This window comes from Klebsiella sp. PK18, assembly GCF_057784655.1.
Genome location: NZ_CM173493.1, coordinates 12,696 through 36,065 on the forward strand (window position 1 = coordinate 12,696; position 23,370 = coordinate 36,065).

A 23,370-nucleotide genomic window follows, 5' to 3' on the forward strand; every position below is an offset into this window, starting at 1 on the left:
ACGATACCATGAGTGAGATAGCATTGACGGTCAGCGTGCTGGCGCTGGTGGCGGTAGTGGGGTTGTGGATCGGCAATGTCAAAATCCGCGGCGTCGGCTTTGGCATTGGCGGTGTCCTGTTTGGCGGGATTATTGTCGGCCACTTTGTCGATCAGGCGGGTGTCGCCCTCAGCAGCCCGATGCTGCATTTTATTCAGGAATTCGGCTTGATCCTGTTCGTCTACACCATCGGTATTCAGGTGGGGCCGGGCTTTTTCGCCTCGCTGCGGGTCTCAGGCCTGCGGCTCAATCTGTTCGCTATCCTTATTGTTATCCTCGGCGGCCTGGTGACCGCGGTGCTGCATAAACTGTTCGATATTCCTCTCCCGGTGGTGCTCGGTATCTTCTCCGGTGCGGTGACCAACACGCCAGCGCTGGGGGCCGGGCAGCAAATTCTCCGCGATCTCGGCGTACCGTTCGAGGTGGTCGATCAGATGGGGATGAGTTACGCGATGGCGTATCCGTTCGGCATCTGCGGCATTCTGCTGACCATGTGGCTGGTGCGCCTGTTCTTCCGAATCAATGTGGAGAAAGAGGCCCAGCGGTTTGAGGAGAGCAGCGGCAACGGCCACGCTCATTTGCACACCATTAACGTGCGGGTGGAGAACCCCAACCTCAACCAGATGGCGATTCAGGATGTGCCGATGCTCAATAGCGACAACATCGTCTGTTCGCGGCTGAAGCGCGGTGAGCTGTTGATGGTACCTGCTCCGGGCACCCTTATTCAGGCGGGCGACCTGTTGCACCTGGTGGGGCGACCGGAGGATCTGCACAATGCGCAGCTGGTGATTGGCCAGGAGGTGGCCACCTCGCTGTCGACGCGCGGCACCGATCTGAAAGTCGAGCGGGTGGTGGTCACTAACGAAAAAGTGCTGGGGAAGAAAATACGCGATCTGCACGTCAAACAGCGCTATGACGTGGTGATCTCCCGGCTGAATCGCGCTGGCGTCGAGCTGGTGGCCAGCAGCAGCGCCAGCCTGCAGTTTGGTGACATCCTCAACCTGGTCGGTCGTCAGGAGGCGATTGACGCCGTGGCCGCCGAACTGGGTAACGCTCAGCAGAAGCTGCAGCAGGTCCAGATGCTGCCGGTGTTTATCGGCATCGGACTCGGGGTACTGCTGGGGTCTATCCCGTTGTTTATTCCCGGCTTTCCTGCCGCACTGAAGCTGGGGCTGGCCGGTGGGCCGCTGATTATGGCGCTGATCCTCGGGCGTATCGGCAGCATCGGCAAGCTGTACTGGTTTATGCCGCCGAGCGCCAACCTGGCGCTGCGCGAGCTGGGGATCGTGCTGTTTCTGGCGGTGGTCGGGCTAAAATCGGGGGGCGACTTTGTCGCCACTCTGACCCAGGGCGAGGGCCTGAGCTGGATCGCCTACGGCATTTTCATCACCGCCATTCCGCTGCTAACGGTAGGCATTCTCGCGCGCATGCTGGCGAAAATGAACTATCTGACGCTGTGCGGCATGCTGGCCGGCTCCATGACCGACCCACCGGCGCTGGCCTTCGCCAACAATCTGCACGCCACCAGCGGCGCGGCGGCGCTCTCTTACGCCACCGTCTATCCGCTGGTGATGTTCCTGCGGATTATCACCCCGCAGCTACTCGCCGTGCTGTTCTGGGGGCTGAGCTAGCGGGCTTTGCGCCTGGACGCGGCGCAGGTGGTAATCCACCTGATACTCGCTGGCGTTGCGGAACATGACGGAATAGTTAAGAAACTCGCCGCTGTCGCTGTAGGAAAGGGAGGTAATACGCAGCAGCGGCGTCTGCTCCGGGACGTTCATTGAGCGCGCCAGCTGCTTGTCCGCCAGCACTGGCGTCAGCGTTTCATAATTCCCGCTGATGATGATCCCGCACTCCTTCTCAATATAATCAAATTTCGAACCCTCCAGATGGCTCAGCGACAGGTTGCGGAACAGCTTCACTGGCATATAGCTATCCTCCAGCATCAGCGGCTTGCCATCGACGTAGCGCACCCGCCGTGAGAAGTAGATCCGTTCATCAATTTTAATCCGCAGCAGGCTGGCGATGGCCGGCGGAGCAGGCATCACCTCGAAGGCCAGCACCTGACTCACCACCTCTTTACCCTGCTTGCGCAGCACTTCCGCCAGGCCAGTGAGATTGCTGGTTTCATGATGGACGTCCTTACGCGCCACGAACGTCCCCGAGCCGTGGCGACGCACAACCAATCCCCAGTCCACCAGCAGGTCGATGGCTTTGCGGATAGTCATGCGCGCCACCCCGAACTCCTCGGCCAGTTTTTTCTCTCCCGGTAGCGGGCTACCGATGGCGAAGTCGGCGGAATTCAGCCGCAGCCGCAGGCGGTCAGCAATGGATTTGTAGATCACCAGTAGTCCTCTTGTGCAGGAAAGTGGAATGTCGCTGTCTTCTCTTTTCGTTAAAAAAATAGATTTATTACAAGTAATTAATACTCATTCATTTCGTTAATTCCACTGTCTGACTTATCGATGTCTAACTTTGGTTATCGAAGTAGACGACTTTGGCCAAATTAAAACCATGAATGGGATCACGAATCGCAACGGCGCGACATGTTGTCGGACGGGCAAATTTCTATTCTCGAGTCAGGCCGGTAATCAAGAAAAAGAAGGCCACTCACCCTACGAGTTGTTACATGAGGATTTTCAAATGCTCAGTCAAATACAACGCTTTGGCGGCGCCATGTTTACTCCGGTTTTGTTGTTTCCTTTTGCCGGAATCGTGGTCGGTATCGCCATCATGCTGCGCAACCCGATGTTCGTCGGCGAAGCGCTGACCGCACCCGACAGCCTGTTTGCCCAGATCGTTCACATCATTGAAGAGGGCGGCTGGACCGTCTTTCGTAATATGCCGCTGATTTTCGCCGTCGGTCTGCCGATCGGCCTGGCGAAACAGGCCCAGGGCCGGGCCTGTCTGACGGTGCTGGTGAGTTTTCTCACCTGGAACTACTTTATTAACGCCATGGGGATGACCTGGGGCCACTTCTTCGGCGTCGACTTTTCCGTTGAACCCACGGCAGGCAGCGGCCTGACGATGATTGCCGGGATCAAAACCCTCGACACCAGCATTATCGGCGCCATCGTCATCTCCGGTCTGGTGACGGCCCTGCACAATCGCTATTTCGATAAACCCCTGCCGGTGTTCCTCGGCATCTTTCAGGGATCATCGTTTGTGGTCATTGTCGCTTTCCTCGCGATGATCCCCTGCGCCTGGTTGACCCTGCTCGGCTGGCCAAAGGTTCAGCTGGGCATTGAATCGCTGCAGGCCTTCCTGCGCTCAGCCGGGGCGCTTGGGGTGTGGGTCTACATCTTCCTTGAGCGCATTCTGATCCCCACCGGCCTGCACCACTTCGTCTATGGCCCGTTCATCTTTGGCCCGGCGGTGGTGGAGGGCGGTCTGCAGGTCTACTGGGCGGAGCATCTGCAGGCGTTCAGTCAGAGTACGGAACCGCTGAAGACGTTGTTCCCGGAGGGCGGCTTTGCTCTGCACGGTAACTCGAAAGTGTTTGGTTCGGTGGGGATTGCGCTGGCGCTCTACTTCACTGCCGCGCCGGAAAATCGCGTCAAGGTCGCCGGCCTGCTGATCCCCGCCACCCTGACCGCGATGCTGGTCGGGATCACCGAACCGCTGGAGTTCACCTTCCTGTTCATCTCGCCGCTGCTGTTCGCCGTTCACGCGGTGCTGGCGGCGACCATGGCGACGGTGATGTACATCTGCGGCGTGGTAGGCAATTTCGGCGGCGGTCTGCTCGACCAGTTCTTGCCGCAAAACTGGATCCCGATGTTCCATCACCACGCCTCGATGATGTTCATTCAGATAGGCATCGGCCTCTGTTTCACCGCCCTCTACTTCGTGGTCTTCCGCACCCTGATCCTGCGTCTGAACCTGAAGACGCCTGGCCGGGAAGAGAGCGAAATCAAGCTCTACAGCAAGGCCGATTACCAGGCGGCACGAGGTAAAACCACGGCCGCCGCCGCGCCAGAGACCCGGCTGGGTCAGGCCGCTGGCTTCTTGCAGGCCCTCGGCGGCGCCGACAACATTGAAAGCATCAACAACTGCGCCACCCGACTGCGCATCGCGCTGGTCGATATGGCGAAAACGCAAAGTGACGACGTCTTTAAAGCGCTGGGCGCCCACGGGGTAGTACGCCGCGGCAACGGGATTCAGGTCATCGTCGGCCTGCACGTTCCCCAGGTGCGCGACCAGCTGGAAAACCTGATGAAAGATTCTCTTTCGACCGAACATACCACCATGACGGAGGCAGTATCATGAAAAAATTCTCAGTTGTTATCGCAGGCGGCGGCAGCACCTTCACCCCGGGCATTGTTCTGATGCTGCTGGCAAACCAGGATCGTTTTCCGTTGCGGTCGCTGAAATTTTACGACAACGACGGCGCGCGTCAGGAGACCATCGCCGAGGCGTGCAAAGTGATCCTCAAAGAGCAGGCGCCGGAGATTGAGTTCAGCTATACCACCGATCCGCAGGCGGCGTTTACCGATGTTGATTTCGTCATGGCGCATATCCGCGTCGGTAAATATCCGATGCGTGAACAGGATGAGAAAATCCCGCTGCGCCACGGCGTGCTGGGCCAGGAGACCTGCGGACCGGGCGGGATCGCCTACGGTATGCGCTCTATCGGCGGCGTGCTGGAGCTGGTGGATTATATGGAAAAATATTCGCCGAACGCCTGGATGCTTAACTACTCCAACCCGGCGGCGATTGTGGCGGAAGCCACCCGACGTCTGCGGCCAAACGCCAAAATCCTCAATATCTGCGATATGCCGATCGGCATTGAAGGGCGGATGGCGCAGATTGTCGGCCTCAAAGATCGCAAACAGATGCGCGTGCGCTACTACGGCCTCAACCACTTCGGCTGGTGGACGTCGATTGAGGACCTCGACGGCAACGATTTGATGCCGAAGCTGCGTGAATATGTGGCGAAATATGGCTATGTGCCGCCCTCTAACGATCCGCACACCGAGGCCAGCTGGAACGATACCTTTGCTAAAGCGAAAGACGTGCAGGCGCTGGATCCGCAGACCATGCCGAACACCTACCTGAAATATTACCTGTTCCCGGACTACGTGGTGGCTCACTCCAACCCGGAGCGTACTCGCGCCAATGAGGTGATGGATCATCGGGAGAAAAACGTCTTCAGCGCCTGCCGGGCGATTATTGCCGCCGGGAAATCCACCGCTGGCGATCTGGAGATTGACGAGCATGCGTCGTATATCGTCGATCTGGCGACGGCCATCGCCTTTAACACGCAGGAAAGGATGCTGCTGATTGTGCCAAACAACGGCGCGATCCATAACTTTGACGCTGACGCGATGGTGGAGATCCCTTGTCTGGTGGGTCACAACGGACCGGAACCGCTGACGGTTGGCGACATCCCGCACTTCCAGAAAGGGATGATGAGCCAGCAGGTAGCAGTGGAAAAACTGGTGGTCGATGCCTGGGAACAGCGCTCTTACCACAAGCTGTGGCAGGCGATTACCCTGTCGAAAACCGTACCGAGCGCCTCGGTGGCGAAAGCGATCCTCGACGACCTGATTGCGGCCAACAAAGATTACTGGCCTGAGCTGCATTAATCCCCGCTGTTTGACCGGCGCCCGCGGGGCGCCGGTTCTTCTCCCCGGTTCCTGATTTACGCTATGCTGAAGCCTGCAGCGCGATGAACAAGGAACTGTAATGAAAATCTCCCGCCTCGGCGAAGCGCCGGATTACCGCTTTTCGCTGGCTAACGAACGCACCTTTCTGGCGTGGATCCGCACGGCGCTCGGTTTTCTCGCCGCCGGCGTCGGCCTTGACCAGTTAGCGCCGGACTTTGCCACGCCGCTGATCCGTGAAATTCTTGCCCTGCTGCTGTGTCTCTTTGCCGGCGGCATGGCCATCTATGGCTATCTGCGCTGGCTGAATAACGAGAAGGCGATGCGTCTGAAGCAGGACCTTCCCTATACCCGCACGCTGCTGGTGATTAGCATTCTGCTGCTGGCGGTGGTGGCCGCGGTGATGCTGCTGGTGGTGTATGGCGGATAAACGCCGGACGCGGCGGGAAAGCGATCCGGGACTACAGCCAGAGCGCACCTCTCTGGCCTGGTTTCGCACCCTGTTGGGCTATGGCGCGCTGATGGCGCTGGCGATTAAGCACAGCTGGCACCGCGCCGGCCTGCCGTTCTGGCTGTCGATCGGCGTGCTGGCGATAGTGGCGGTGATCCTCTGGGGCTATACCCGCCGTCGTCATCTGATGGACGTCGACGATAGCGATTTTTTACAGCCGCGGGCGGTTCGTGACAAATTTTTGATCGCACTCGCAGTACTTTCTCTGGCATTCCTGTTTGCTGTTACTCACCTTCAACCGATCGTTTTATTCATTAGGGATATGTCATGACAGGATGTCCGGCGAATTTGCCTCTCACTCATGCCCCCGGCCAGCAACATGACACACCCTTTCAGGCTGTCGTGGTGGAGGCGCATCATTGCCATCAGCCGCAGGCGTTCTATGCACAACTGCGTCAACAGGGGCTCACCGCTATCCATTTTATTCCGCAGCTGGCGGCCGGCGACGCCGCGCTCTGGGGGGAGTTTCTCTGTGCTGTCTTTCACCGCTGGGTGCGGGAAGATATTGGGCGCATCAATATTTTGCTGTTTAGTGAGACGCTGAGCGCCTGGTGCGGCGAGACGCTGACCCAGCCAGGCGCGCCAGCGGCCAACAGTACCTGCTACGGCTGCCCGTGGTTGCGCCTGTGCCGCTGCGGCGAACAGGAAGACCCGCTGTGCGCGGGTTACCGGCAGTTCTACGATCTTAGCGGGCCCTATATGCGAGTGATGCGGGACCTGCGCCGACAGCAGCGGCCGCCAGAGGCGCTGATGCCGCTGCTGCGCTGAAGATTAGCGCCCCTTCGCCAGATATTGCGCCATCTCCTCTTCCGGCACCATGCCGCCGCCGGTGGCCCACACCAGGTGGGTGGCCTGCTGCAGCTGTTGCTCACTCAGTCCCTGCAGCTGATGGTACGCTTTGCTGGCGCAGACCCGCTGCGGCCCGGCCATTCCGGCCAGCGCGGACGGTTCAAGGCGAATGTTTTCCGCTTTCGCCAGCCAGCCCAGCATGTCGTACATCGTCTGATCATCAAGGGTATAGAACCCGTCGAGCAGGCGCTCCATTGCCCGGCCAACGAACCCGGACGCCCGGCCGACCGCCAGACCGTCGGCAGCGGTCAGGTTATCAATGCCTAAATCCTGCACCGCAATCTGGTCATGAAGCCCGGTATAGACGCCGAGCAGCATGCAGGGCGAGTGGGTCGGTTCGGCGAACAGGCAGTGAACGTGGTCGCCGAAGGCCAGCTTCAGGCCGAATGCCACGCCGCCGGGGCCGCCGCCAACGCCGCACGGCAGGTAGACGAACAGCGGGTGATCGGCATTGACCACGCGCCCTGCTTTGGCAAACTGCGCCTTCAGGCGCTCGCCGGCTACGGCATAGCCGAGGAACAGCGTGCGCGAGTTTTCATCATCAATGAAAAAGCAGTTCGGGTCGGATTCCGCTGCCTTGCGCCCCTGTTCGACGGCGACGCCGTAGTCCTCTTCGTACTCAACGACCGTCACGCCGTGGCTGCGCAGTTTGGCTTTTTTCCACGCCCGGGCATCCGCCGACATATGTACCGTAACCTTAAAGCCGATGCGCGCGCTCATGATGCCGATCGACATCCCGAGGTTGCCGGTGGAGCCGACAGCGATGCTGTACTGGCTGAAGAACTGTTTAAATTCCGGTGTCAGCAATTTGCGATAATCATCTGCGGTGGTGAGCAGTCCGGCCTCCAGCGCCAGCTTTTCCGCATGGGTCAGCACTTCATAAATCCCGCCACGCGCCTTAATGGAACCCGAAATCGGCAGGTGGCTGTCTTTTTTCAGCAGCAGATCGCCGCTAATCGGCTGGCCGAACTTTTGCTCAAGGCTGCGTTTCATTGCCGGAATGGCAACCACTTCCGATTCGATAATCCCGCCGCTGGCGGCCGTTTCCGGGAAAGCTTCCGCCAGATAGGGCGCGAAGCGCTGAAGGCGGGCATGGGCGTCTTGCACATCGTCGGCGGTCAGACCGACGTAAGGTAACCCTTGCGCCAGGGTGGTGGTGGCCGGGTTAAACCAGGTGGTTTCTTTCAGGGCGATCAGATCCTGCACAAGCGGGAAGGTCGCGGTTAAGGTGGTCAGGTCAGCGTGTTTCATCATACGTCTCTTTGCGCTCAGATAATGAAAGAAAGCAGGAAGGTGGCGGCCAGTGCAAGTAGTGACGCGATAAATGTCGCTGTCGTGTAGTACTTGAACGTTTCGCTGAGGCTGGCGCCGCAGTACTGTTTTACCAGCCAGAACAGGGAATCGGTGACGATCGTGCAGCCAATGGCGCCGGAACCGATGGCAATGGCGATGATCTCCGGGCTTACGCCAGGATAAAGCGGCAGCATCGGCGCAACGATGGCGGTAGCGCCCATCATCGCCACGGTAGCGGAGCCGACGGCGGCGTGCAGGATAAGCGCCACCAGCCAGGCCAGCAGAATCGGATGCATATGCAGATTCGAGAGGATCACCGCCAGGCTATCGGCCAGGCCGCTGGATTTCAAAATCGCGTTGAACGCGCCGCCAGCGCCAATAATCAGCAGGATGTTGGCGATCGATCCGAAGCCGTTTTCAGTATGAGTCAGCAGGACGCCCATCCCCATCTGCCGACGAATGCCGAGAATGTAATAGGCGACAAAAACGGCAATAAACATCGCGGTGATGGGGTTGCCGATAAATTCCAGCACTGTATACAGCGTGCCGCCTTGCGCCATATTCAGTTCAGCGACGGTTTTCACCAGCATCAGCCCAATCGGTAACAACACGGTAAATAGCGTAGCGCCGAGCGAGGGCAGCGTCGATTCTTCGCGAACGTCGAGGTTGGAAAACTCGGCTGGCACCGATTTAAACGGCAGGCGGTTGCCGAGCAGCCTGAGGAACAGCGGGCCGCCGACCAGCGAGGCGATCAGACCGACCAGCAGGCCATAGACGATAACCGTCCCGATATCGGCGCCCAGTTTATTCGCCACGAACAGCGCAGCCGGATGCGGCGGCACCACGCAATGCACCGCCATCAGGGCCGTACACAGCGGAATAGCCAGCTTCAGCAGCGAGGTATTGGTTTTTTTAGCGATGGAGAACGCCAGCGGGATCAGCAGCACCACGCCGACTTCGACAAACAGGGTAATACCGCAGATCAGGCCGACCAGCACCATAATCACGTCCGCCGACAGCCAGCGGCAGCGCTGCAGCGTCAGGCCGATGCGCTCCGCCGCGCCGGAGACTTCTATCATCTTGCCGAGGATGGTACCGAGACCGATCACCGCCGCCAGGAAGCCCAGCGTGCCGCCGATGCCGCTCTCAATGGCGTTGACCATCTCCAGCGGGCCCATCCCCATCATCGCCCCGACGAAAAAGCTCGCCAGCAGCAGCGCCAGAAACGGATGAAACTTCAGTTTGACGATCGTTAAGACGATTAACACGATGCTAATCAGCAGCGTGCTCACAACCCAGATTTGCGATTCCATACCCCACCTCGCCGTAAGTAACGTGTGGTTATTGAACAGAAACTCGGCATGGGCTGACAAACGATATAAATGGCCTTTCAGGTGAGCCAAATTGAATCAAAAAGGTGATTTAGCTCTAAAAGCGACCTATGAATATGCTATGGGTCAAATTAATTCATCCTTGAGCGGAAGTTCTGGCGTTATTTTTTTATCATCCAGATCCCCTTTTTTGCCAGGAGCGCATAATGGATGTACTCAAAACCTTAGGTACCCGGTTGCTCAACGGCTGGCAACTCTCCAGGCTGTCGACGTTTGAGGTGGCGGCGCGGCACGAGTCGTTCGCCCTGGCCGCAGACGAGCTTGCGCTCACCCCAAGCGCCGTCAGTCACCGGATTAATCAGCTGGAAGAGGAGCTGGGGATCCAGCTCTTTGTCCGCTCGCACCGCAAAGTGGAGCTGACGCGAGAAGGGAAGCGCGTTTACTGGGCGCTGAAGTCGTCGCTGGATGGCCTCAATCAGGAGATTCTGGACATCAAAAACCAGGAGCTCTCTGGCAGCCTGACGGTCTATTCGCGCCCGTCGATAGCCCAATGCTGGCTGGTGCCGGCGCTGGGGGATTTCACTCACCGCTACCCGGCCATCTCGCTGACTGTGCTGACCGGCAACGATAACGTCAACCTGCAGCGGGCGGGTATCGATCTGGCAATCTATTTTGATGATGCGCCGTCATCACAGCTGAGCCATCATTTTCTGATGGATGAGGCGATCGTGCCGGTATGTACGCCGAATTACGCCCGCCAGCTGCAGTTAACGTCAAATCCTGCCAGTCTGCGCTACTGTACGCTGCTTCACGATCGCCAGGCATGGAGCAATGATTCCGGCACCGATGAATGGTTCAGTTGGGCACAGCAATTTGGAATTGAATTGCCGCAATCGTCGGGCATTGGCTTCGATCGATCCGATTTAGCAGTGATTGCGGCAATGAACCATGTAGGGGTGGCGATGGGGCGTAAACGGCTGGTGCAGAAGCGGCTGGAGAGCGGCGAGCTGATTGCGCCTTTTGGCGACATGACGCTGAAATGCCATCAGCATTATTACGTGACGACCCTGCCGGGCCGTCAGTGGCCGAAAATCGACGCCTTTATCGAGTGGCTGCATAGCCTGACCTGAAAATGAGCCGGGCTACCCCTCTGTGTTGTTGGCCAGGCCGGGTAAGGCGTGAGCCGCCACCCGGCAAAATGACGGCGCTGCGCTTACGCGGGCCTACAGACGACCCGTCCGGTAGCCCGGATAAGGCGTCAGCCGCCATCCGGGGAACGACCGCCGCGCTTATACCGGCTGCTGATGGTGGGTGAAGCGCGAGGCCAGCGGCAGCCAGCACAGCAGAATCAACAGGCCCATCAGCATCATCAGCAGGCCGAGGCTGCCCTGACCAGTTTGCGGCATCATCGCCGACAACCAGGCCAGCACGCCGGAGCCGATATTCTGCAAGCCGCCCACCAGGGCCCCGGCGGTTCCGGCGAGAAACGGGAACGGCTCCATCGCGCCGCTGGTGGCCAGCGGGAATAACATCCCGGCGCCGAAGAAGAACAGCGCCGCCGGCACCAGCAGGGTCCAGACGGTCATGATGCCCAGCAGTCCAGGGATCCACATCATCAAACCTGCCAGCAGGCAGCAGATCACCGACTGCCACATCAGCGTCGGGAAACGCTTGTTCGGCCGGCCGGCAAACCACGCGCCGAAGAACGCCGCCGGGATCGGCAGAATAAACAGAATACTCACCGCCATGCTGCTCAGGCCGAGCACCGCGCCCATCAGCACCCCGGAACAGGCTTCGAACACCGCAATCCCGGCCAGGCCGCCGATCAGCATCAGCAGATAGCAGTTAAACGCCCCGGTACCGAACAGCGTTTTGTAGCTGGTCAGGAGTTTAGTGCGTGGCGCCCCTTCCGGGCGCGTTTCCGGCATCCACTTCGCCATGCTGAAGGTCACGCCCGCGCACAGCACCAGCAAGAAGGCGTAGCAGGCGCGCCAGCTCCACAGAGTGTCGAGGATGCCGCCGAGCAGCGGCGCAATCAGCGGGCTGACCAGAATACCCATATTTAACAGGCTATTGGCATGACGCAGCTGCGCGCCTTCGTACAGGTCGCGGGGCAGGGTGCGCGCCATTACGCCGCCGACCCCGGTGCCCATCCCCTGCATGGCGCTGGCGGCGATCAGCACCGGCAGGCTATGGGTGGTAATAGCTACCAGCGTCGCCAGCATAAAAATCGACATCCCGACGAGGATCACCGGACGGCGACCGACGCGGTCCGAGAGCGGGCCGTAGAACAGCTGTGAAATACCATAGGTCAGCAGATAGGCTGCCATCACGCTTTGTACCGCTCCTTCGCGGACGTTCAGCGCGACCGCCATGTCGGCGATGGCCGGAATATAAATGGTCTGCGCCATCTGGCCGACGGCCACCAGCAGTACCAGCATCAACAACAAATTGAAGTTCTTATGCCGTTTCATGTCGATGAATACTTTGCGAGTAAAGAGAAATAAAGAATATGTGACTGGCACATCCCGTAAACGATGGAGGAATCTACCATATTAAAATGACAGGACAACTGCAAAGCGCCGATTGTTGAGGGAATTCCAGGCAGATTATGTAAACAGGAACGGCAACTAATGTTGCCATTTCAGGCTACGCCAGGCGCAGGAGGATCGCCCCGGCGGCAATCCCGCAGGCGGCCACGATGCGCAGCGGCATCAGTTGTTCTTTCAGAACGATAAAGGCGATCAGCGCGCCGAAGAGAATGGAGGTTTCACGTAGCGCGGCGACCACCGCCAGCGGGGCCTGGGTCATCGCCCATAGCGCCAGGCCGTAGGAGCCCATGGTGCCGACACCGCCGAGGATGCCCTTTTTCCAGTGCTGACGTAAATAACGACTGGCCTCTCGCCGTCGCGCCACCATGGCCCAGCACAGCAGGCAGAAACCATTCATAAAAAAGGTCCACAGGGTGTAGCCTAGCGCCGAGCCCGCCAGCCGGACACCGGTGCCGTCCACCAGTGTATATCCCGCGATAAAGCAGGCGTTGATCAGCGCCAGCACGATGCCTTTGCGGGAGCTAACGCTGCCGTGAAAGGCCATCGCCAGAATCGCCAGGCAGATAACGCCGATGCCCAGCCAGGCCAGCGGCGACAGACGATCGCCGAGGAACAGCACACTTATCGCCGCGACCAGCAGCGGCGCGGTGCCGCGCATCAGCGGGTAGGTCTGGCTCATATCCGACACCTGATAGGTCTTCGCCACCAGCACCGTATACACCACCTGTAACGCGCACGACGCCAGCAGATAGGGGGCGCTGGCAAGCGCGGGCTGCGGGGCAAAGGGCAGCATCACCAGGGCGATCAGCGCGGCCGAGCCGCTGACGCCGATCGCCGCGTACATTTTATCGCCGCTGGCTTTGACGATAGCGTTCCAGCTGGCGTGCAGCAGGGCGGCGAACAGCAAAATGCAGAATACGGTGAGGGTCATCGCAGACAGGTTCAACAGTGAAGGTCACCGGAATGTAACACGCGCCCGCGCTGCCTGCCAGCGGGGGGGTTAAAGCGAACAAAACAGGCGATGCGTCACCCGCGGTTCATCGTAAACCGGGCGAAAACCAAGCCTTTCATAAAAGGGCCAGGCCTGCGCCGGGGCATGGGTGTTAAGAAAATCGAACCAGGCGCTGGAGTGGGTAATGACCGAGACCAGCAGCTGCTGGCCGATGCCCCGGCGACGGTAACGTTCGCTAATGTAGAGATGGCGAATGCGCCCGACCCGCGGCTGCGGACTGAAGGGATCGCTATTGATGCCGCATACCCCTACCAGCTGGTGGTTGACGAAGGCGCCCAGCAGCGTTTCGCCCGGCGCGTTAAAGCGGTTTTTGCCGCTCTGCCAGTTTTCCGCCAGGCGGCGCAGCATGTTGAAATGCTGTTCAAGGCTTTCAGTGCGCAGCGCAACGAACCCCGGATCGTCCGGCGTTGTGGCGGCAATTAACAGGGGTGGCATAGCTTCCTCCATCAAGTCATCCCGGGACGCCCGGCGGGCGCCTGCAGGGGGGCGGTTTCCCGCCCCCCTCAGGTGCGACTTGAACCTGAATCAGCGGAACTGTTTCAGGACTGCATCAAGTAGTTGCAACACAGCAACCATGAGTTTCAGGATTAAAATAATAATATCCATTCCGCCCATACGCGCGTCTCCTGTGGTTAAGGAGCACAATAAGCTGACGTACCTTTCCGCTGCCCGTTGCCAGCTTATCCCTGCCTGTCGCCGGCGGCGTCTGCCCTGGCCGATAGTTCATCCTTTCCATGAACGGCTTCCCGGCCCGCCGCCTGCAACGACAGGGGTGCGCAGCGCTGAGCCACGCGTTGCCGCGCGGGCCAGTGACTGCACGTTGTTGACGTAACACAGTGTGCTCTCTCGGGGTTAAGGCACTGACGGCACCACCCGTTTCAGCCAGGACTTCGTTGCGCCGGTCAAACTTGCGGCCCCCGAATGGCACAAAGTGAACACACCCAGTATAGATAAATACTGTATGGATGAACAGTATTTTTTGGACAAATACGCCCCTCTCATCCATACTCTATGACAGAGAAAAATCGACCTTAAATTGCGCGAACTGCAGCGATCGCGTATACTTTTGGCGTTGACGTAATACAGTGTGCTTGCGGCTACCACCTGTAACCATGCTGATAAAAACCTCGCTCCGGCGGGGTTTTTTGTTTTCTGCCCTTTTGCGCCGAATTGTGATCTTTCGCGCAAATTATCGTGGATGAAAATAAATCCATTGTGAAATCGCAAAACCTGTGTTTGTATAAATTCAGCTTATTTTTCGACACAACAGGTCCCTAATGAACGCAACCCTGATCGCTTCGACCCTACTAAAAACCGCGCCAGCCGCGGTGGTCGTCGTGTCTGTGGTGGTCGTCGTCGGCAACGCGCCGTAGGGTCCGGAACAACACGAATTCCAAACCCCGCCGGCGCAAACCGAGCGGGGTTTTTTGTTGGCGAGCCCCCCGGTAAAGTCGGCCCAGAATAAAAGGACTGGAGCATGGCAAGTTCGGGCACCACATCAAACACAATGCGCTTTACCGGCGCGCAGCTGGTTGTTCATTTACTGGAACGCCAGGGCATCACTATGGTCAGCGGCATCCCGGGCGGTTCTATCCTGCCCATCTACGATGCCTTAAGCCAAAGCACGCAGATCCGCCACATCCTGGCGCGCCACGAGCAGGGCGCGGGTTTTATCGCTCAGGGGATGGCGCGAACCGAAGGCAAACCCGCAGTCTGTATGGCCTGTAGCGGCCCTGGCGCCACCAACCTGATTACGGCGATCGCCGATGCCCGCCTCGATTCAATCCCGCTGGTCTGCATCACCGGCCAGGTGCCGGCCTCCATGATCGGCACCGACGCTTTCCAGGAAGTGGACACCTACGGCATCTCTATCCCCATCACCAAGCATAACTACCTGGTGCGCGACATCGCCGAGCTGCCGCAGGTGATCAGCGACGCCTTCCGTATTGCCCAGTCCGGGCGTCCCGGGCCGGTGTGGATAGACATTCCTAAGGACGTACAGGCGGCGACCATTGAGCTGGAAACGTTGCCAGAGCCGGGCGAGCGCGCCCCGGCACCGGCATTCGCCCCCGAAAGCGTGCGCGAAGCGGCGGCAATGATCAATGCGGCGAAGCGCCCGGTGCTCTATCTGGGCGGCGGCGTGATTAACGCGCCGCAGCCGATTCGGGACCTGGCGGAAAAAGCCAACCTGCCGACCACCATGACCTTGATGGCGCTGGGGATGCTGCCGAAGGCGCATCCGTTGTCGCTGGGGATGCTGGGCATGCACGGCGCGCGCAGCACCAACTTTATTCTGCAGGAAGCGGATTTACTGATTGTTTTAGGCGCGCGTTTTGATGACCGGGCGATTGGCAAGACCGAGCAGTTCTGCCCGAACGCGAAGATTATCCACGTCGATATCGACCGCTCTGAGCTGGGTAAAATCAAGCAACCGCACGTCGCGATTCAGGGCGATGTGGCGGAAGTCTTAGCCCAGCTGATCCCGCAGATTGAGGCGCAGCCGCGCGATGAGTGGCGCCAGCTGGTGGCCGATTTGCAGCGTGAATTCCCTTGCGCCATCCCGCAGGAAAGCGACCCGCTCTCCCATTACGGCCTGATTAACGCCGTGGCCGCCTGCGTTGACGATGAGGCGATCATCACCACCGATGTGGGTCAGCATCAGATGTGGACAGCGCAGGCCTACCCGCTCAACCGTCCGCGCCAGTGGCTGACTTCCGGCGGCCTCGGCACCATGGGCTTCGGCCTGCCGTCGGCCATCGGCGCGGCGCTGGCGAATCCGCAGCGCAAGGTTATCTGCTTCTCCGGCGACGGCAGCCTGATGATGAATATTCAGGAGATGGCTACCGCCGCCGAAAATCAGCTGGATGTCAAAATTATCCTGCTGAACAACGAAGCGCTGGGGCTGGTGCACCAGCAGCAGAGCCTGTTTTATCAGCAGGGCGTGTTCGCCGCCACCTATCCGGGGATGATTAACTTTATGCAGATTGCCGCCGGTTTTGGCCTGCAAACCTGTGATTTAAATAACGAAGCCGATCCGCAGGCGGCGCTGCAGGCGATTATCGACCGCCCAGGTCCGGCGTTGATCCACGTGCGTATCGACGCACAGCAGAAAGTGTATCCGATGGTACCGCCGGGTGCGGCCAATACTGAAATGGTGGGGGAATAAGCCATGCAAAAACAATGTGATAACGTCATTCTGGAACTCACCGTCCGCAACCATCCCGGCGTCATGACCCACGTTTGCGGGCTATTTGCCCGTCGGGCGTTTAACGTCGAAGGCATTCTCTGTCTGCCAATTCAGGGCAGCGAACACAGCCGCATCTGGCTGCTGGTAAATGATGACCAGCGATTGGGGCAGATGATTAGCCAGATTGAAAAGCTGGAAGATGTCACCAAAGTGGCGCGTAACCAGTCCGATCCCACCATGTTTAACAAAATTGCGGTGTTCTTCGAGTAAATCGCGCAAGGCTTGAACGGTAAGGTGCTTATGGTTAAGGTAAGCGCCTTTGCCGGATGGCGCTGCGCTTATCCGGCCTACAGGGAGTGGATCCGTAGGCCGGATAAGGCGTTTACGCCGCCATCCGGCGCTTTCAGGCACCAGGAAACACCATGACTACCATCGCCCTTATTGACGATCATTTGATTGTCCGCTCCGGTTTTGCTCAGCTGCTGGGGCTGGAAGCTGATTTTCAGGTTGTCGCTGAATTTGGTAGCGGCCGCGAGGCGCTGACGGGGCTACCGGGGCGCGGCGTACAGGTCTGTATCTGCGATATCTCCATGCCGGATATTTCCGGGCTGGAGCTGCTCAGCCAGTTGCCGAAGGGGATGGCGACCATCATGCTGTCGGTACACGACAGCCCGGCGCTGATCGAGCAGGCGCTGAACGCCGGCGCGCGCGGCTTCCTGTCGAAACGCTGCAGCCCGGATGAACTGATCGCCGCGGTCCGCACGGTGGCGGCGGGTGGTTGCTATCTCACGCCGGATATCGCCATGAAGCTGGCCGCCGGGCGCCAGGATCCGCTCACCAAACGCGAACGCCAGGTGGCGGAAAAGCTAGCGCAGGGCATGGCGGTGAAAGAGATTGCCGCCGAGCTCGGCCTGTCGCCGAAAACCGTTCACGTTCACCGCGCCAACCTGCTGGAAAAACTGGGCGTCAGCAACGACGTTGAGCTGGCGCGCCGCATGTTCGATAGCTGGCAATGAAGGCTGTCGTCTCACGATTGCTGTCGGTGATCGGCTGCGCCTTTATCTTCTCCGCAGCCTGGTTCTGCCTGTGGAGCATCAGTCTGCATCTGGTGGAGCGTGCGGATTTAGCGGTGCTGCTGTTTCCCTTTGGCCTGCGTTTAGGGCTGATGCTGCAATGCCCGCGTGGCTACTGGCCGGTGCTGCTGGGAGCCGAGTGGCTGCTTATCTTCTGGCTGGCGCAGGAAGTGGCGCTGGCGCACCCGATAATTTTGATGACCGGAAGTCTACTGACCCTGCTGCCGGTGGCGTTGATCTCTCGCTATCGCCATCAGCGCGACTGGCTGACGCTGCTGCGCCAGGGCGGGGCGCTGATCGCCGCCTCGCTGCTGCAATCGCTGCCGTGGCTGGCGCAAGGGAGCGAAGGATTGACCGCCCTGCTGTTAACGCTAACCGGCGGTCTGACGCTGGCGCCGACCTGCCTGGTTATCTGGCACTATCTTACCAGTACCGTCTGGCGGCCACTGGGGCCCGCGCTGGTCTCGCAGCCGATTAACTGGCGCGGCCGGCATCTGATCTGGTACCTGCTGTTATTCACCATTAGCCTGTGGCTGCAGCTTGGGCTGCCCGCCGAGCTCTCCCGCTTTACCCCGTTTTGCCTCGCGCTGCCGATTATCGCTCTCGCCTGGCACTACGGCTGGCAGGGGGCGCTGATCGCCACCCTGATGAACGCCATTGCGCTGATTGCCAGCCAGACCTGGCACGATCACCCGGTCGATCTCTTGCTTTCGCTGTTGGCGCAGAGCCTGACCGGACTGCTGCTGGGGGCGGGGATCCAGCGATTGCGCGAGCTTAACCTGTCGCTACAGAACGAGCTGGCGCGAAATCGGCGGCTGGCGGAACGTCTGCTGGAAACGGAAGAGAGCGTGCGGCGTGACGTGGCGCGCGAGCTCCACGATGATATTGGCCAGACTATCACGGCAATTCGCACCCAGGCGGGGATCGTGCAGCGTCTGGCGCCGAATAACGCCAGCGTACGGCAGAGCGGCCAGTTGATAGAACAGCTGTCGCTGGGGGTGTACGACTCGGTGCGTAGACTGCTAGGCCGTCTGCGTCCGCGTCAGCTCGACGACCTGCCGCTGGAGCAGGCGGTACGTTCGTTGATGCGCGAGATGGAGCTGGAGGACCGCGGCATTGTCAGCCATCTCGACTGGCGGATTAACGAGGCGGGGCTGAGCGAAAACCAGCGTGTGACGCTGTTTCGCGTTTGCCAGGAGGGGCTGAATAATATCGTCAAGCACGCCAGCGCCAGCGCTGTCACCCTCCAGGGCTGGCAGCAGGATGAGCGACTAATGCTGGTGCTGGAAGATGACGGTTGCGGCCTGCCGCCGGGGTCGAATCTGCAGGGGTTCGGCCTGACCGGCATGCGCGAACGTGTGACCGCGCTGGGCGGTACGTTAACTATCTCCTGCACACACGGTACCCGCGTGTGCGTCAATCTACCGCTGCGTTACGCCTGAGAGGAGCGCCGATGTTTGCCTTTTTAAAAGCGCCGCCGGACGCCGCGCCAGTTAGCGATAAACGCGAGCTGGACGAGCGTTATCGTTACTGGCGTCGACATATTCTGCTCACTATCTGGCTTGGCTACGCGCTGTTTTATTTCACCCGCAAAAGCTTTAATGCCGCGGTGCCTGAAATTCTTGCCAGCAATGTGCTGACTCGTAGCGATATTGGCCTGCTGGCCACGCTGTTCTATATCACGTACGGGCTGTCGAAATTTTTCTCCGGTATCGTTAGCGACCGCTCCGACGCCCGCTATTTTATGGGCCTGGGGCTTATCGCTACCGGGGTGGTGAATATTCTGTTCGGTTTTTCCACCTCGCTGTGGGCTTTTGCGCTGCTGTGGGCGTTGAATGCCTTCTTCCAGGGCTGGGGCTCTCCGGTCTGCGCCCGGCTGCTGACGGCCTGGTATTCGCGGACCGAACGCGGCAGCTGGTGGGCGCTATGGAATACCGCGCATAACGTCGGCGGCGCGCTGATCCCGATGGTGGTGGGGGCGGCGGCGCTGCACTACGGCTGGCGTGCAGGGATGACGATTGCCGGCTGTCTGGCGATCCTCGCCGGGCTGTATCTGTGCTGGCGGCTGCGCGATCGCCCGCAGGCGGTGGGGTTACCCGCCGTGGGCGACTGGCGTCACGATGCGCTGGAAATCGCCCAGCAGCAGGAGGGGGCCGGGCTGACGCGCAAAGCGATCCTGACCCGCTACGTGCTGGCCAATCCCTATATCTGGCTGCTGTCGCTGTGCTATGTGCTGGTGTACGTGGTGCGGGCGGCGATTAACGACTGGGGTAATCTGTATATGTCGGAGACGCTCGGCGTCGATCTGGTGACCGCTAACTCGGCGGTGACCATGTTTGAGCTGGGCGGTTTTATCGGCGCGCTGGTGGCGGGCTGGGGCTCGGATAAGCTGTTTAACGGCAACCGTGGGCCGATGAATCTGATTTTCGCCGCCGGAATTTTGTTGTCGGTTGGCGGGCTGTGGCTGATGCCGTTTGCCAGCTACGTCATGCAGGCGGCTTGCTTCTTCACCACCGGGTTCTTCGTCTTCGGCCCGCAGATGCTGATCGGCATGGCGGCGGCGGAATGTTCGCATAAAGAAGCCGCCGGGGCGGCAACCGGGTTTGTCGGCCTGTTCGCTTATCTTGGCGCCTCGCTTTCCGGCTGGCCGCTGGCGCAGGTGATGGATATCTGGCACTGGACCGGATTCTTCGTGGTGATTGCGATTGCCGCCGGCATTTCCGCGCTGCTGCTGCTGCCGTTTTTAAACGCGCAGGCGCCGCGTACCGCCAGCGAAGCGTGATGTAGCTCACCCTTTGGCCGCGAACGGAGCAAAACTAAGAAATTTTCCCGGTTTCACCTGGACGCCGTCTCAGGCCAGACGGCGCGCTGGTTTTTACAATGCCTGGTTATGACGCAGGCATAAAAAATCAGCTCAGGAGATACCCATGCTGGCCTTTCTGAATCAGGTGCGCAAGCCGACCCTGGATCTGCCGCTCGATGTGCGGCGCAAAATGTGGTTCAAACCTTTCATGCAGTCCTATCTGGTGGTCTTCATCGGCTACCTGACCATGTACCTGATCCGCAAGAACTTTAACATCGCGCAGAACGACATGATCTCCACCTACGGGTTGAGCATGACGCAGCTGGGGATGATTGGCCTGGGCTTCTCCATCACCTACGGCGTGGGCAAGACGCTCGTGTCTTATTATGCCGACGGTAAAAACACCAAGCAGTTCCTGCCGTTTATGCTGATCCTCTCCGCCATCTGTATGCTGGGCTTTAGCGCCAGCATGGGCGCGGGCTCCACCAGCTTGTTCCTGATGATCGCCTTCTATGCGCTGAGCGGCTTCTTCCAGAGCACCGGCGGCTCGTGCAGCTATTCCACCATCACCAAGTGGACGCCCAGACGCAAACGCGGCACCTTCCTCGGCTTCTGGAATATCTCCCACAACCTCGGCGGCGCGGGCGCGGCGGGCGTGGCGCTGTTTGGCGCCAACTATCTGTTCGACGGCCATGTGATCGGCATGTTTATCTTCCCGTCGATTATTGCGCTGATCGTCGGCTTTATTGGCCTGCGCTACGGTAGCGACTCGCCGGAATCCTATGGCCTCGGCACGGCGGAAGAGCTGTTTGGCGAAGCGATCAGCGAAGAGGACAAAGAGACCGAAGAAAATGCGATGACCAAGTGGCAGATCTTTGTTGAGTACGTGCTGAAAAACAAAGTGATCTGGCTGCTGTGCTTCTCCAACATCTTCCTCTACGTGGTGCGTATCGGTATCGATCAGTGGTCCACCGTGTACGCCTTCCAGGAGCTGAAGCTGACGAAAGAGGTGGCGATTCAGGGCTTTACCCTGTTTGAGGTCGGCGCGCTGGTCGGCACGCTGCTGTGGGGCTGGTTGTCGGATCTGGCCAACGGCCGCCGCGCGCTGGTGGCTTGCATCGCGCTGGCGCTGATTATCGCCACCCTCGGGGTTTACCAACACGCCAGCAACCAGTACGTCTATCTGGCCTCGTTGTTTGCACTGGGCTTCCTGGTGTTTGGTCCGCAGCTGCTGATCGGCGTCGCCGCCGTCGGCTTTGTGCCGAAAAAAGCGATCGGCGCCGCCGATGGAATCAAGGGCACCTTCGCCTATCTGATCGGCGATAGCTTCGCCAAGCTGGGTCTCGGGATGATCGCCGACGGCACGCCGGTCTTCGGCCTGACCGGCTGGGCCGGCACCTTTGCGGCGCTGGACGCCGCCGCCATCGGCTGTATCTGCCTGATGGCCATTGTGGCTATCTTTGAAGAGCGTAAAATTCGCCGCGAGAAAAAGAACCGTATTTTGCAGACTGCCTGATTTACCAGGTATTTGGTAACCTTGCCCGGCCATTGCGCCGGGCTTTTTTATTGTTCTTGCTGGCTGGATTGCAGGAGTAGCTCCCGCAGCCACTGCTGCGCCGGGTCATGATGGTTACGCTCGTGCCAGGCCATGCTTTTGGTGAAACCCGGGATCGTCAGCGGCGGTGGGGCTATTTTCATGCCGCTGGCTCTTTTCGCCAGTCGGCGCGGTACCACGGCGATCATGTCGCTCACCGCCAGTATTTCCGGCAACACCAGGAAACTGCTCACCGACAATCCCACCCGCCGGGTTCGACCAAGCGCCGCCAGCGCGTCGTCGGTCACGCCGCGAAAGCTATCGCCCTGCCATGAAACCAGCACATGTTCCAGCGCACAGAAGCGGTCGAGCGTCAGCGGCTGGCTGGCCTGCGGATGGTCTTCGCGCATCAGACAGACATAGTCTTCCTGATACAGCGCCCGGCTGTGCAGCGCCGGCGGCGTATCGTGGGGCGTCAATAGCGCAATATCCACTTCACCACGTTCGGACTGTGCCAGCAGCGTGGCCGGTGATTCGGGAATGATGCGCACGCGGATACCCGGCGCCAGTGGCTTCAGCGCGGCGATAAATGGCACGATCACTGCTTTCAACGCATAATCCGTCGCGGCGATGGTCCAGGTAAAATTGGCTTCCAGCGGCTCGAAGATGGCGGGTTGCAGCAGGGTTTCAGCATCGATCAGCAGCTGCTTTACCGGAGCCGCCAGCGCCTGAGCGCGCAGCGTCGGCACCATACCGTGCGGGGCGCGGATAAACAGCGGGTCATTAAAGGCGTCGCGCAGGCGGGTGAGCATGCCGCTGACCGCCGGCTGGGTGAGCGCCAGCCGCGCTGCCGCCCGGGTGACGCTGCGCTCATCGAGCAGCGCATCCAGGGCTTTCAGCAGGTTGAGATCGAGGTTTCTGATATCAGATTTCATGATAGCTATCCGCAAACGCGATAAGTCACATTATGGTATGCCCGGTAGTCGACAGCAGGCAAATTCCCATTATGATAGTGAGGCTGCGATTGGATGAGAGGATGCATGATCTGGATAGGACTGGCCACCCTGGTAGTGGTATTTGTTGTGGGATTTCGGGTGCTTACCTCTGATTCACGCCGCGCGATTCGTCGCCTGAGCGAACGCCTTGGCATAACGCCTGTTCCGCTGGAATCGATGATCGATCAGTTGGGAAAAACCGCCGGTAATGAGTATTTGCGCTACCTGGAGCGGCCGAATGAAGCGCATCTGCAGAACGCCGCACAGGTACTGCTGATCTGGCAGACCGCTATCGTCGATGCCAGCGAAAAAAACCTGCATTACTGGTATCGCCTGATGCAAAAAGCGCGTTTAGCGGCGCCGATTACCGACGCGCAAATTCGTCTTGCGCAAGGGTTTCTGCGCGAGCTGGATCCGGATGCAAGCGATTTGCATAACCTACAGCAGCGTTATAACGCGCTGTTTCTGCCGGAAGACGGCGTGCACTGGCTGCACTGATATCATAATTGCTTATGTGTATTATCAAGGATGGTGATTCGATTTATATCACTCACCGACGCATGATTAACCTCGTTAAAACAATCGTTC

General features: G+C 59.4%; 24 protein-coding genes and 1 pseudogene. 16 read left to right on the forward strand and 9 right to left on the reverse strand.

The annotated features are described in order from the left end of the window. Positions 1–8: 8 nt before the first annotated feature. Complete coding sequence (locus AC3EMD_RS00060; RefSeq protein ID WP_012540259.1) at positions 9–1,670, forward strand: putative transporter; 1,662 nt, start codon at positions 9–11, stop codon at positions 1,668–1,670. On the opposite strand, the gene AC3EMD_RS00065 is transcribed toward AC3EMD_RS00060, so the two are convergent. After that, positions 1,638–2,384: a GntR family transcriptional regulator gene (locus tag AC3EMD_RS00065; protein WP_008806752.1), complete on the reverse strand. Its 747-nt coding sequence runs from the start codon at positions 2,382–2,384 to the stop codon at positions 1,638–1,640. The two genes, AC3EMD_RS00060 and AC3EMD_RS00065, sit on opposite strands and share 33 nt — an antisense overlap. A gap of 298 nt (positions 2,385–2,682) precedes the next feature. Here AC3EMD_RS00065 and AC3EMD_RS00070 point away from each other — a divergent pair, with 298 nt between their 5' ends. The 5 genes from AC3EMD_RS00070 to AC3EMD_RS00090 all read left to right on the forward strand — a co-directional run bounded on the left by AC3EMD_RS00070 (position 2,683) and on the right by AC3EMD_RS00090 (position 6,921). Further along, complete coding sequence (locus AC3EMD_RS00070; protein WP_124037481.1) at positions 2,683–4,305, forward strand: alpha-glucoside-specific PTS transporter subunit IIBC; 1,623 nt, start codon at positions 2,683–2,685, stop codon at positions 4,303–4,305. Beyond that, positions 4,302–5,624, forward strand: coding sequence for a 6-phospho-alpha-glucosidase (locus tag AC3EMD_RS00075; protein ID WP_008806754.1), 1,323 nt, complete (start codon positions 4,302–4,304; stop codon positions 5,622–5,624). The genes AC3EMD_RS00070 and AC3EMD_RS00075 overlap by 4 nt, the downstream gene beginning before the upstream one ends. Before the next feature lie 100 nt (positions 5,625–5,724). Then, positions 5,725–6,072 carry a YidH family protein gene (locus AC3EMD_RS00080; protein WP_002923305.1) on the forward strand — a complete coding sequence of 116 codons (348 nt, stop codon included), beginning with the start codon at positions 5,725–5,727 and terminating at the stop codon, positions 6,070–6,072. Next, a complete protein-coding gene (locus tag AC3EMD_RS00085) occupies positions 6,062–6,424 on the forward strand; it encodes a DUF202 domain-containing protein (protein ID WP_023298383.1) in 363 nt (120 codons plus the stop codon). The genes AC3EMD_RS00080 and AC3EMD_RS00085 overlap by 11 nt, the downstream gene beginning before the upstream one ends. Before the next feature lie 74 nt (positions 6,425–6,498). After that, on the forward strand, positions 6,499–6,921 hold the full coding sequence (locus AC3EMD_RS00090; protein ID WP_032430009.1) for a radical SAM protein: 423 nt from the start codon (positions 6,499–6,501) through the stop codon (positions 6,919–6,921). Between the two features lie 3 nt (positions 6,922–6,924). Here AC3EMD_RS00090 and dsdA read toward each other — a convergent pair whose 3' ends face one another. After that, the gene (gene dsdA / locus AC3EMD_RS00095) at positions 6,925–8,253 is read right to left on the reverse strand and encodes a D-serine ammonia-lyase (RefSeq protein ID WP_046881943.1); all 1,329 of its coding nucleotides are present in this window, start codon (positions 8,251–8,253) and stop codon (positions 6,925–6,927) included. Between the two features lie 17 nt (positions 8,254–8,270). Beyond that, positions 8,271–9,608 carry a D-serine transporter DsdX gene (dsdX, locus tag AC3EMD_RS00100; RefSeq protein WP_302073870.1) on the reverse strand — a complete coding sequence of 446 codons (1,338 nt, stop codon included), beginning with the start codon at positions 9,606–9,608 and terminating at the stop codon, positions 8,271–8,273. A gap of 91 nt (positions 9,609–9,699) precedes the next feature. Between dsdX and AC3EMD_RS00105 the strand changes: the two are divergent. Both AC3EMD_RS00105 and dsdC read left to right on the forward strand, forming a co-directional pair. Continuing rightward, positions 9,700–9,819 (forward strand): annotated as a pseudogene (locus tag AC3EMD_RS00105) (hypothetical protein); the annotation flags it as partial. Positions 9,820–9,832: 13 nt separating this feature from the next. Then, positions 9,833–10,756 (forward strand): DNA-binding transcriptional regulator DsdC, encoded by a 924-nt coding sequence (gene dsdC, locus AC3EMD_RS00110; protein ID WP_302073871.1) that lies wholly within the window; start codon positions 9,833–9,835, stop codon positions 10,754–10,756. A 159-nt stretch (positions 10,757–10,915) separates the two neighbouring features. Here the strand turns inward: dsdC and emrD are convergent, their stop codons facing one another. The 5 genes from emrD to AC3EMD_RS00135 form a co-directional block, all read right to left on the reverse strand. Then, positions 10,916–12,100 (reverse strand): multidrug efflux MFS transporter EmrD, encoded by a 1,185-nt coding sequence (gene emrD, locus AC3EMD_RS00115; RefSeq protein WP_012540264.1) that lies wholly within the window; start codon positions 12,098–12,100, stop codon positions 10,916–10,918. A gap of 175 nt (positions 12,101–12,275) precedes the next feature. After that, positions 12,276–13,109, reverse strand: coding sequence for a DMT family transporter (locus AC3EMD_RS00120; RefSeq protein ID WP_012967016.1), 834 nt, complete (start codon positions 13,107–13,109; stop codon positions 12,276–12,278). 69 nt (positions 13,110–13,178) lie between these two features. Further along, positions 13,179–13,625, reverse strand: a complete 447-nt coding sequence (locus AC3EMD_RS00125) for a GNAT family N-acetyltransferase (protein ID WP_012540266.1) — start codon at positions 13,623–13,625, stop codon at positions 13,179–13,181. A gap of 90 nt (positions 13,626–13,715) precedes the next feature. Further along, positions 13,716–13,835, reverse strand: a complete 120-nt coding sequence (tisB, locus tag AC3EMD_RS00130; protein WP_004145059.1) for a type I toxin-antitoxin system toxin TisB — start codon at positions 13,833–13,835, stop codon at positions 13,716–13,718. Positions 13,836–14,287: 452 nt separating this feature from the next. After that, entirely contained in the window at positions 14,288–14,455 is a 168-nt protein-coding gene (locus AC3EMD_RS00135; protein WP_162493225.1) for a hypothetical protein, read from the reverse strand. 12 nt (positions 14,456–14,467) lie between these two features. On the opposite strand from AC3EMD_RS00135, the gene ivbL reads away from it, so the two are divergent. The 7 genes from ivbL (at position 14,468) to uhpT (ending at position 21,769) form a co-directional block, all read left to right on the forward strand. Next, positions 14,468–14,563: an ilvB operon leader peptide IvbL gene (gene ivbL / locus AC3EMD_RS00140; RefSeq protein WP_002923286.1), complete on the forward strand. Its 96-nt coding sequence runs from the start codon at positions 14,468–14,470 to the stop codon at positions 14,561–14,563. Positions 14,564–14,667: 104 nt separating this feature from the next. Continuing rightward, positions 14,668–16,356, forward strand: coding sequence for an acetolactate synthase large subunit (ilvB, locus tag AC3EMD_RS00145; RefSeq protein WP_087498914.1), 1,689 nt, complete (start codon positions 14,668–14,670; stop codon positions 16,354–16,356). A 3-nt stretch (positions 16,357–16,359) separates the two neighbouring features. After that, positions 16,360–16,647 carry an acetolactate synthase small subunit gene (ilvN, locus tag AC3EMD_RS00150; protein WP_002923283.1) on the forward strand — a complete coding sequence of 96 codons (288 nt, stop codon included), beginning with the start codon at positions 16,360–16,362 and terminating at the stop codon, positions 16,645–16,647. A 152-nt stretch (positions 16,648–16,799) separates the two neighbouring features. Further along, positions 16,800–17,393: a response regulator transcription factor UhpA gene (uhpA, locus tag AC3EMD_RS00155; protein WP_002923282.1), complete on the forward strand. Its 594-nt coding sequence runs from the start codon at positions 16,800–16,802 to the stop codon at positions 17,391–17,393. Positions 17,394–17,410: 17 nt separating this feature from the next. Then, positions 17,411–18,892: a signal transduction histidine-protein kinase/phosphatase UhpB gene (uhpB, locus tag AC3EMD_RS00160; RefSeq protein WP_162542802.1), complete on the forward strand. Its 1,482-nt coding sequence runs from the start codon at positions 17,411–17,413 to the stop codon at positions 18,890–18,892. 11 nt (positions 18,893–18,903) lie between these two features. Beyond that, complete coding sequence (uhpC, locus tag AC3EMD_RS00165) at positions 18,904–20,232, forward strand: MFS transporter (protein WP_110214020.1); 1,329 nt, start codon at positions 18,904–18,906, stop codon at positions 20,230–20,232. A 145-nt stretch (positions 20,233–20,377) separates the two neighbouring features. Further along, positions 20,378–21,769: a hexose-6-phosphate:phosphate antiporter UhpT gene (gene uhpT, locus AC3EMD_RS00170; RefSeq protein ID WP_050887787.1), complete on the forward strand. Its 1,392-nt coding sequence runs from the start codon at positions 20,378–20,380 to the stop codon at positions 21,767–21,769. Between the two features lie 47 nt (positions 21,770–21,816). On the opposite strand, the gene AC3EMD_RS00175 is transcribed toward uhpT, so the two are convergent. After that, complete coding sequence (locus AC3EMD_RS00175) at positions 21,817–22,722, reverse strand: LysR family transcriptional regulator (protein WP_022064559.1); 906 nt, start codon at positions 22,720–22,722, stop codon at positions 21,817–21,819. Positions 22,723–22,827: 105 nt separating this feature from the next. On the opposite strand from AC3EMD_RS00175, the gene AC3EMD_RS00180 reads away from it, so the two are divergent. Beyond that, entirely contained in the window at positions 22,828–23,280 is a 453-nt protein-coding gene (locus AC3EMD_RS00180; RefSeq protein WP_032691299.1) for a DUF1198 domain-containing protein, read from the forward strand. The last annotated feature ends 90 nt before the right edge of the window (positions 23,281–23,370 follow it).

Excerpts from the sequence above, each read along its gene's own strand:
- AC3EMD_RS00060 (WP_012540259.1), top strand. The coding sequence starts at position 9 with ATGAGTGAGATAGCATTGACGGTCAGCGTGCTGGCGCTGGTGGCGGTA.
- AC3EMD_RS00070 (WP_124037481.1), top strand. The coding sequence starts at position 2,683 with ATGCTCAGTCAAATACAACGCTTTGGCGGCGCCATGTTTACTCCGGTT.
- AC3EMD_RS00075 (WP_008806754.1), top strand. The coding sequence starts at position 4,302 with ATGAAAAAATTCTCAGTTGTTATCGCAGGCGGCGGCAGCACCTTCACC.
- AC3EMD_RS00080 (WP_002923305.1), top strand. The coding sequence starts at position 5,725 with ATGAAAATCTCCCGCCTCGGCGAAGCGCCGGATTACCGCTTTTCGCTG.
- AC3EMD_RS00085 (WP_023298383.1), top strand. The coding sequence starts at position 6,062 with ATGGCGGATAAACGCCGGACGCGGCGGGAAAGCGATCCGGGACTACAG.
- dsdA (WP_046881943.1), bottom strand. The coding sequence starts at position 8,253 with ATGAAACACGCTGACCTGACCACCTTAACCGCGACCTTCCCGCTTGTG.
- dsdX (WP_302073870.1), bottom strand. The coding sequence starts at position 9,608 with ATGGAATCGCAAATCTGGGTTGTGAGCACGCTGCTGATTAGCATCGTG.
- dsdC (WP_302073871.1), top strand. The coding sequence starts at position 9,833 with ATGGATGTACTCAAAACCTTAGGTACCCGGTTGCTCAACGGCTGGCAA.
- emrD (WP_012540264.1), bottom strand. The coding sequence starts at position 12,100 with ATGAAACGGCATAAGAACTTCAATTTGTTGTTGATGCTGGTACTGCTG.
- AC3EMD_RS00120 (WP_012967016.1), bottom strand. The coding sequence starts at position 13,109 with ATGACCCTCACCGTATTCTGCATTTTGCTGTTCGCCGCCCTGCTGCAC.
- AC3EMD_RS00125 (WP_012540266.1), bottom strand. The coding sequence starts at position 13,625 with ATGCCACCCCTGTTAATTGCCGCCACAACGCCGGACGATCCGGGGTTC.
- ivbL (WP_002923286.1), top strand. The coding sequence starts at position 14,468 with ATGAACGCAACCCTGATCGCTTCGACCCTACTAAAAACCGCGCCAGCC.
- ilvB (WP_087498914.1), top strand. The coding sequence starts at position 14,668 with ATGGCAAGTTCGGGCACCACATCAAACACAATGCGCTTTACCGGCGCG.
- ilvN (WP_002923283.1), top strand. The coding sequence starts at position 16,360 with ATGCAAAAACAATGTGATAACGTCATTCTGGAACTCACCGTCCGCAAC.
- uhpA (WP_002923282.1), top strand. The coding sequence starts at position 16,800 with ATGACTACCATCGCCCTTATTGACGATCATTTGATTGTCCGCTCCGGT.
- uhpC (WP_110214020.1), top strand. The coding sequence starts at position 18,904 with ATGTTTGCCTTTTTAAAAGCGCCGCCGGACGCCGCGCCAGTTAGCGAT.
- uhpT (WP_050887787.1), top strand. The coding sequence starts at position 20,378 with ATGCTGGCCTTTCTGAATCAGGTGCGCAAGCCGACCCTGGATCTGCCG.
- AC3EMD_RS00175 (WP_022064559.1), bottom strand. The coding sequence starts at position 22,722 with ATGAAATCTGATATCAGAAACCTCGATCTCAACCTGCTGAAAGCCCTG.
- AC3EMD_RS00180 (WP_032691299.1), top strand. The coding sequence starts at position 22,828 with ATGATCTGGATAGGACTGGCCACCCTGGTAGTGGTATTTGTTGTGGGA.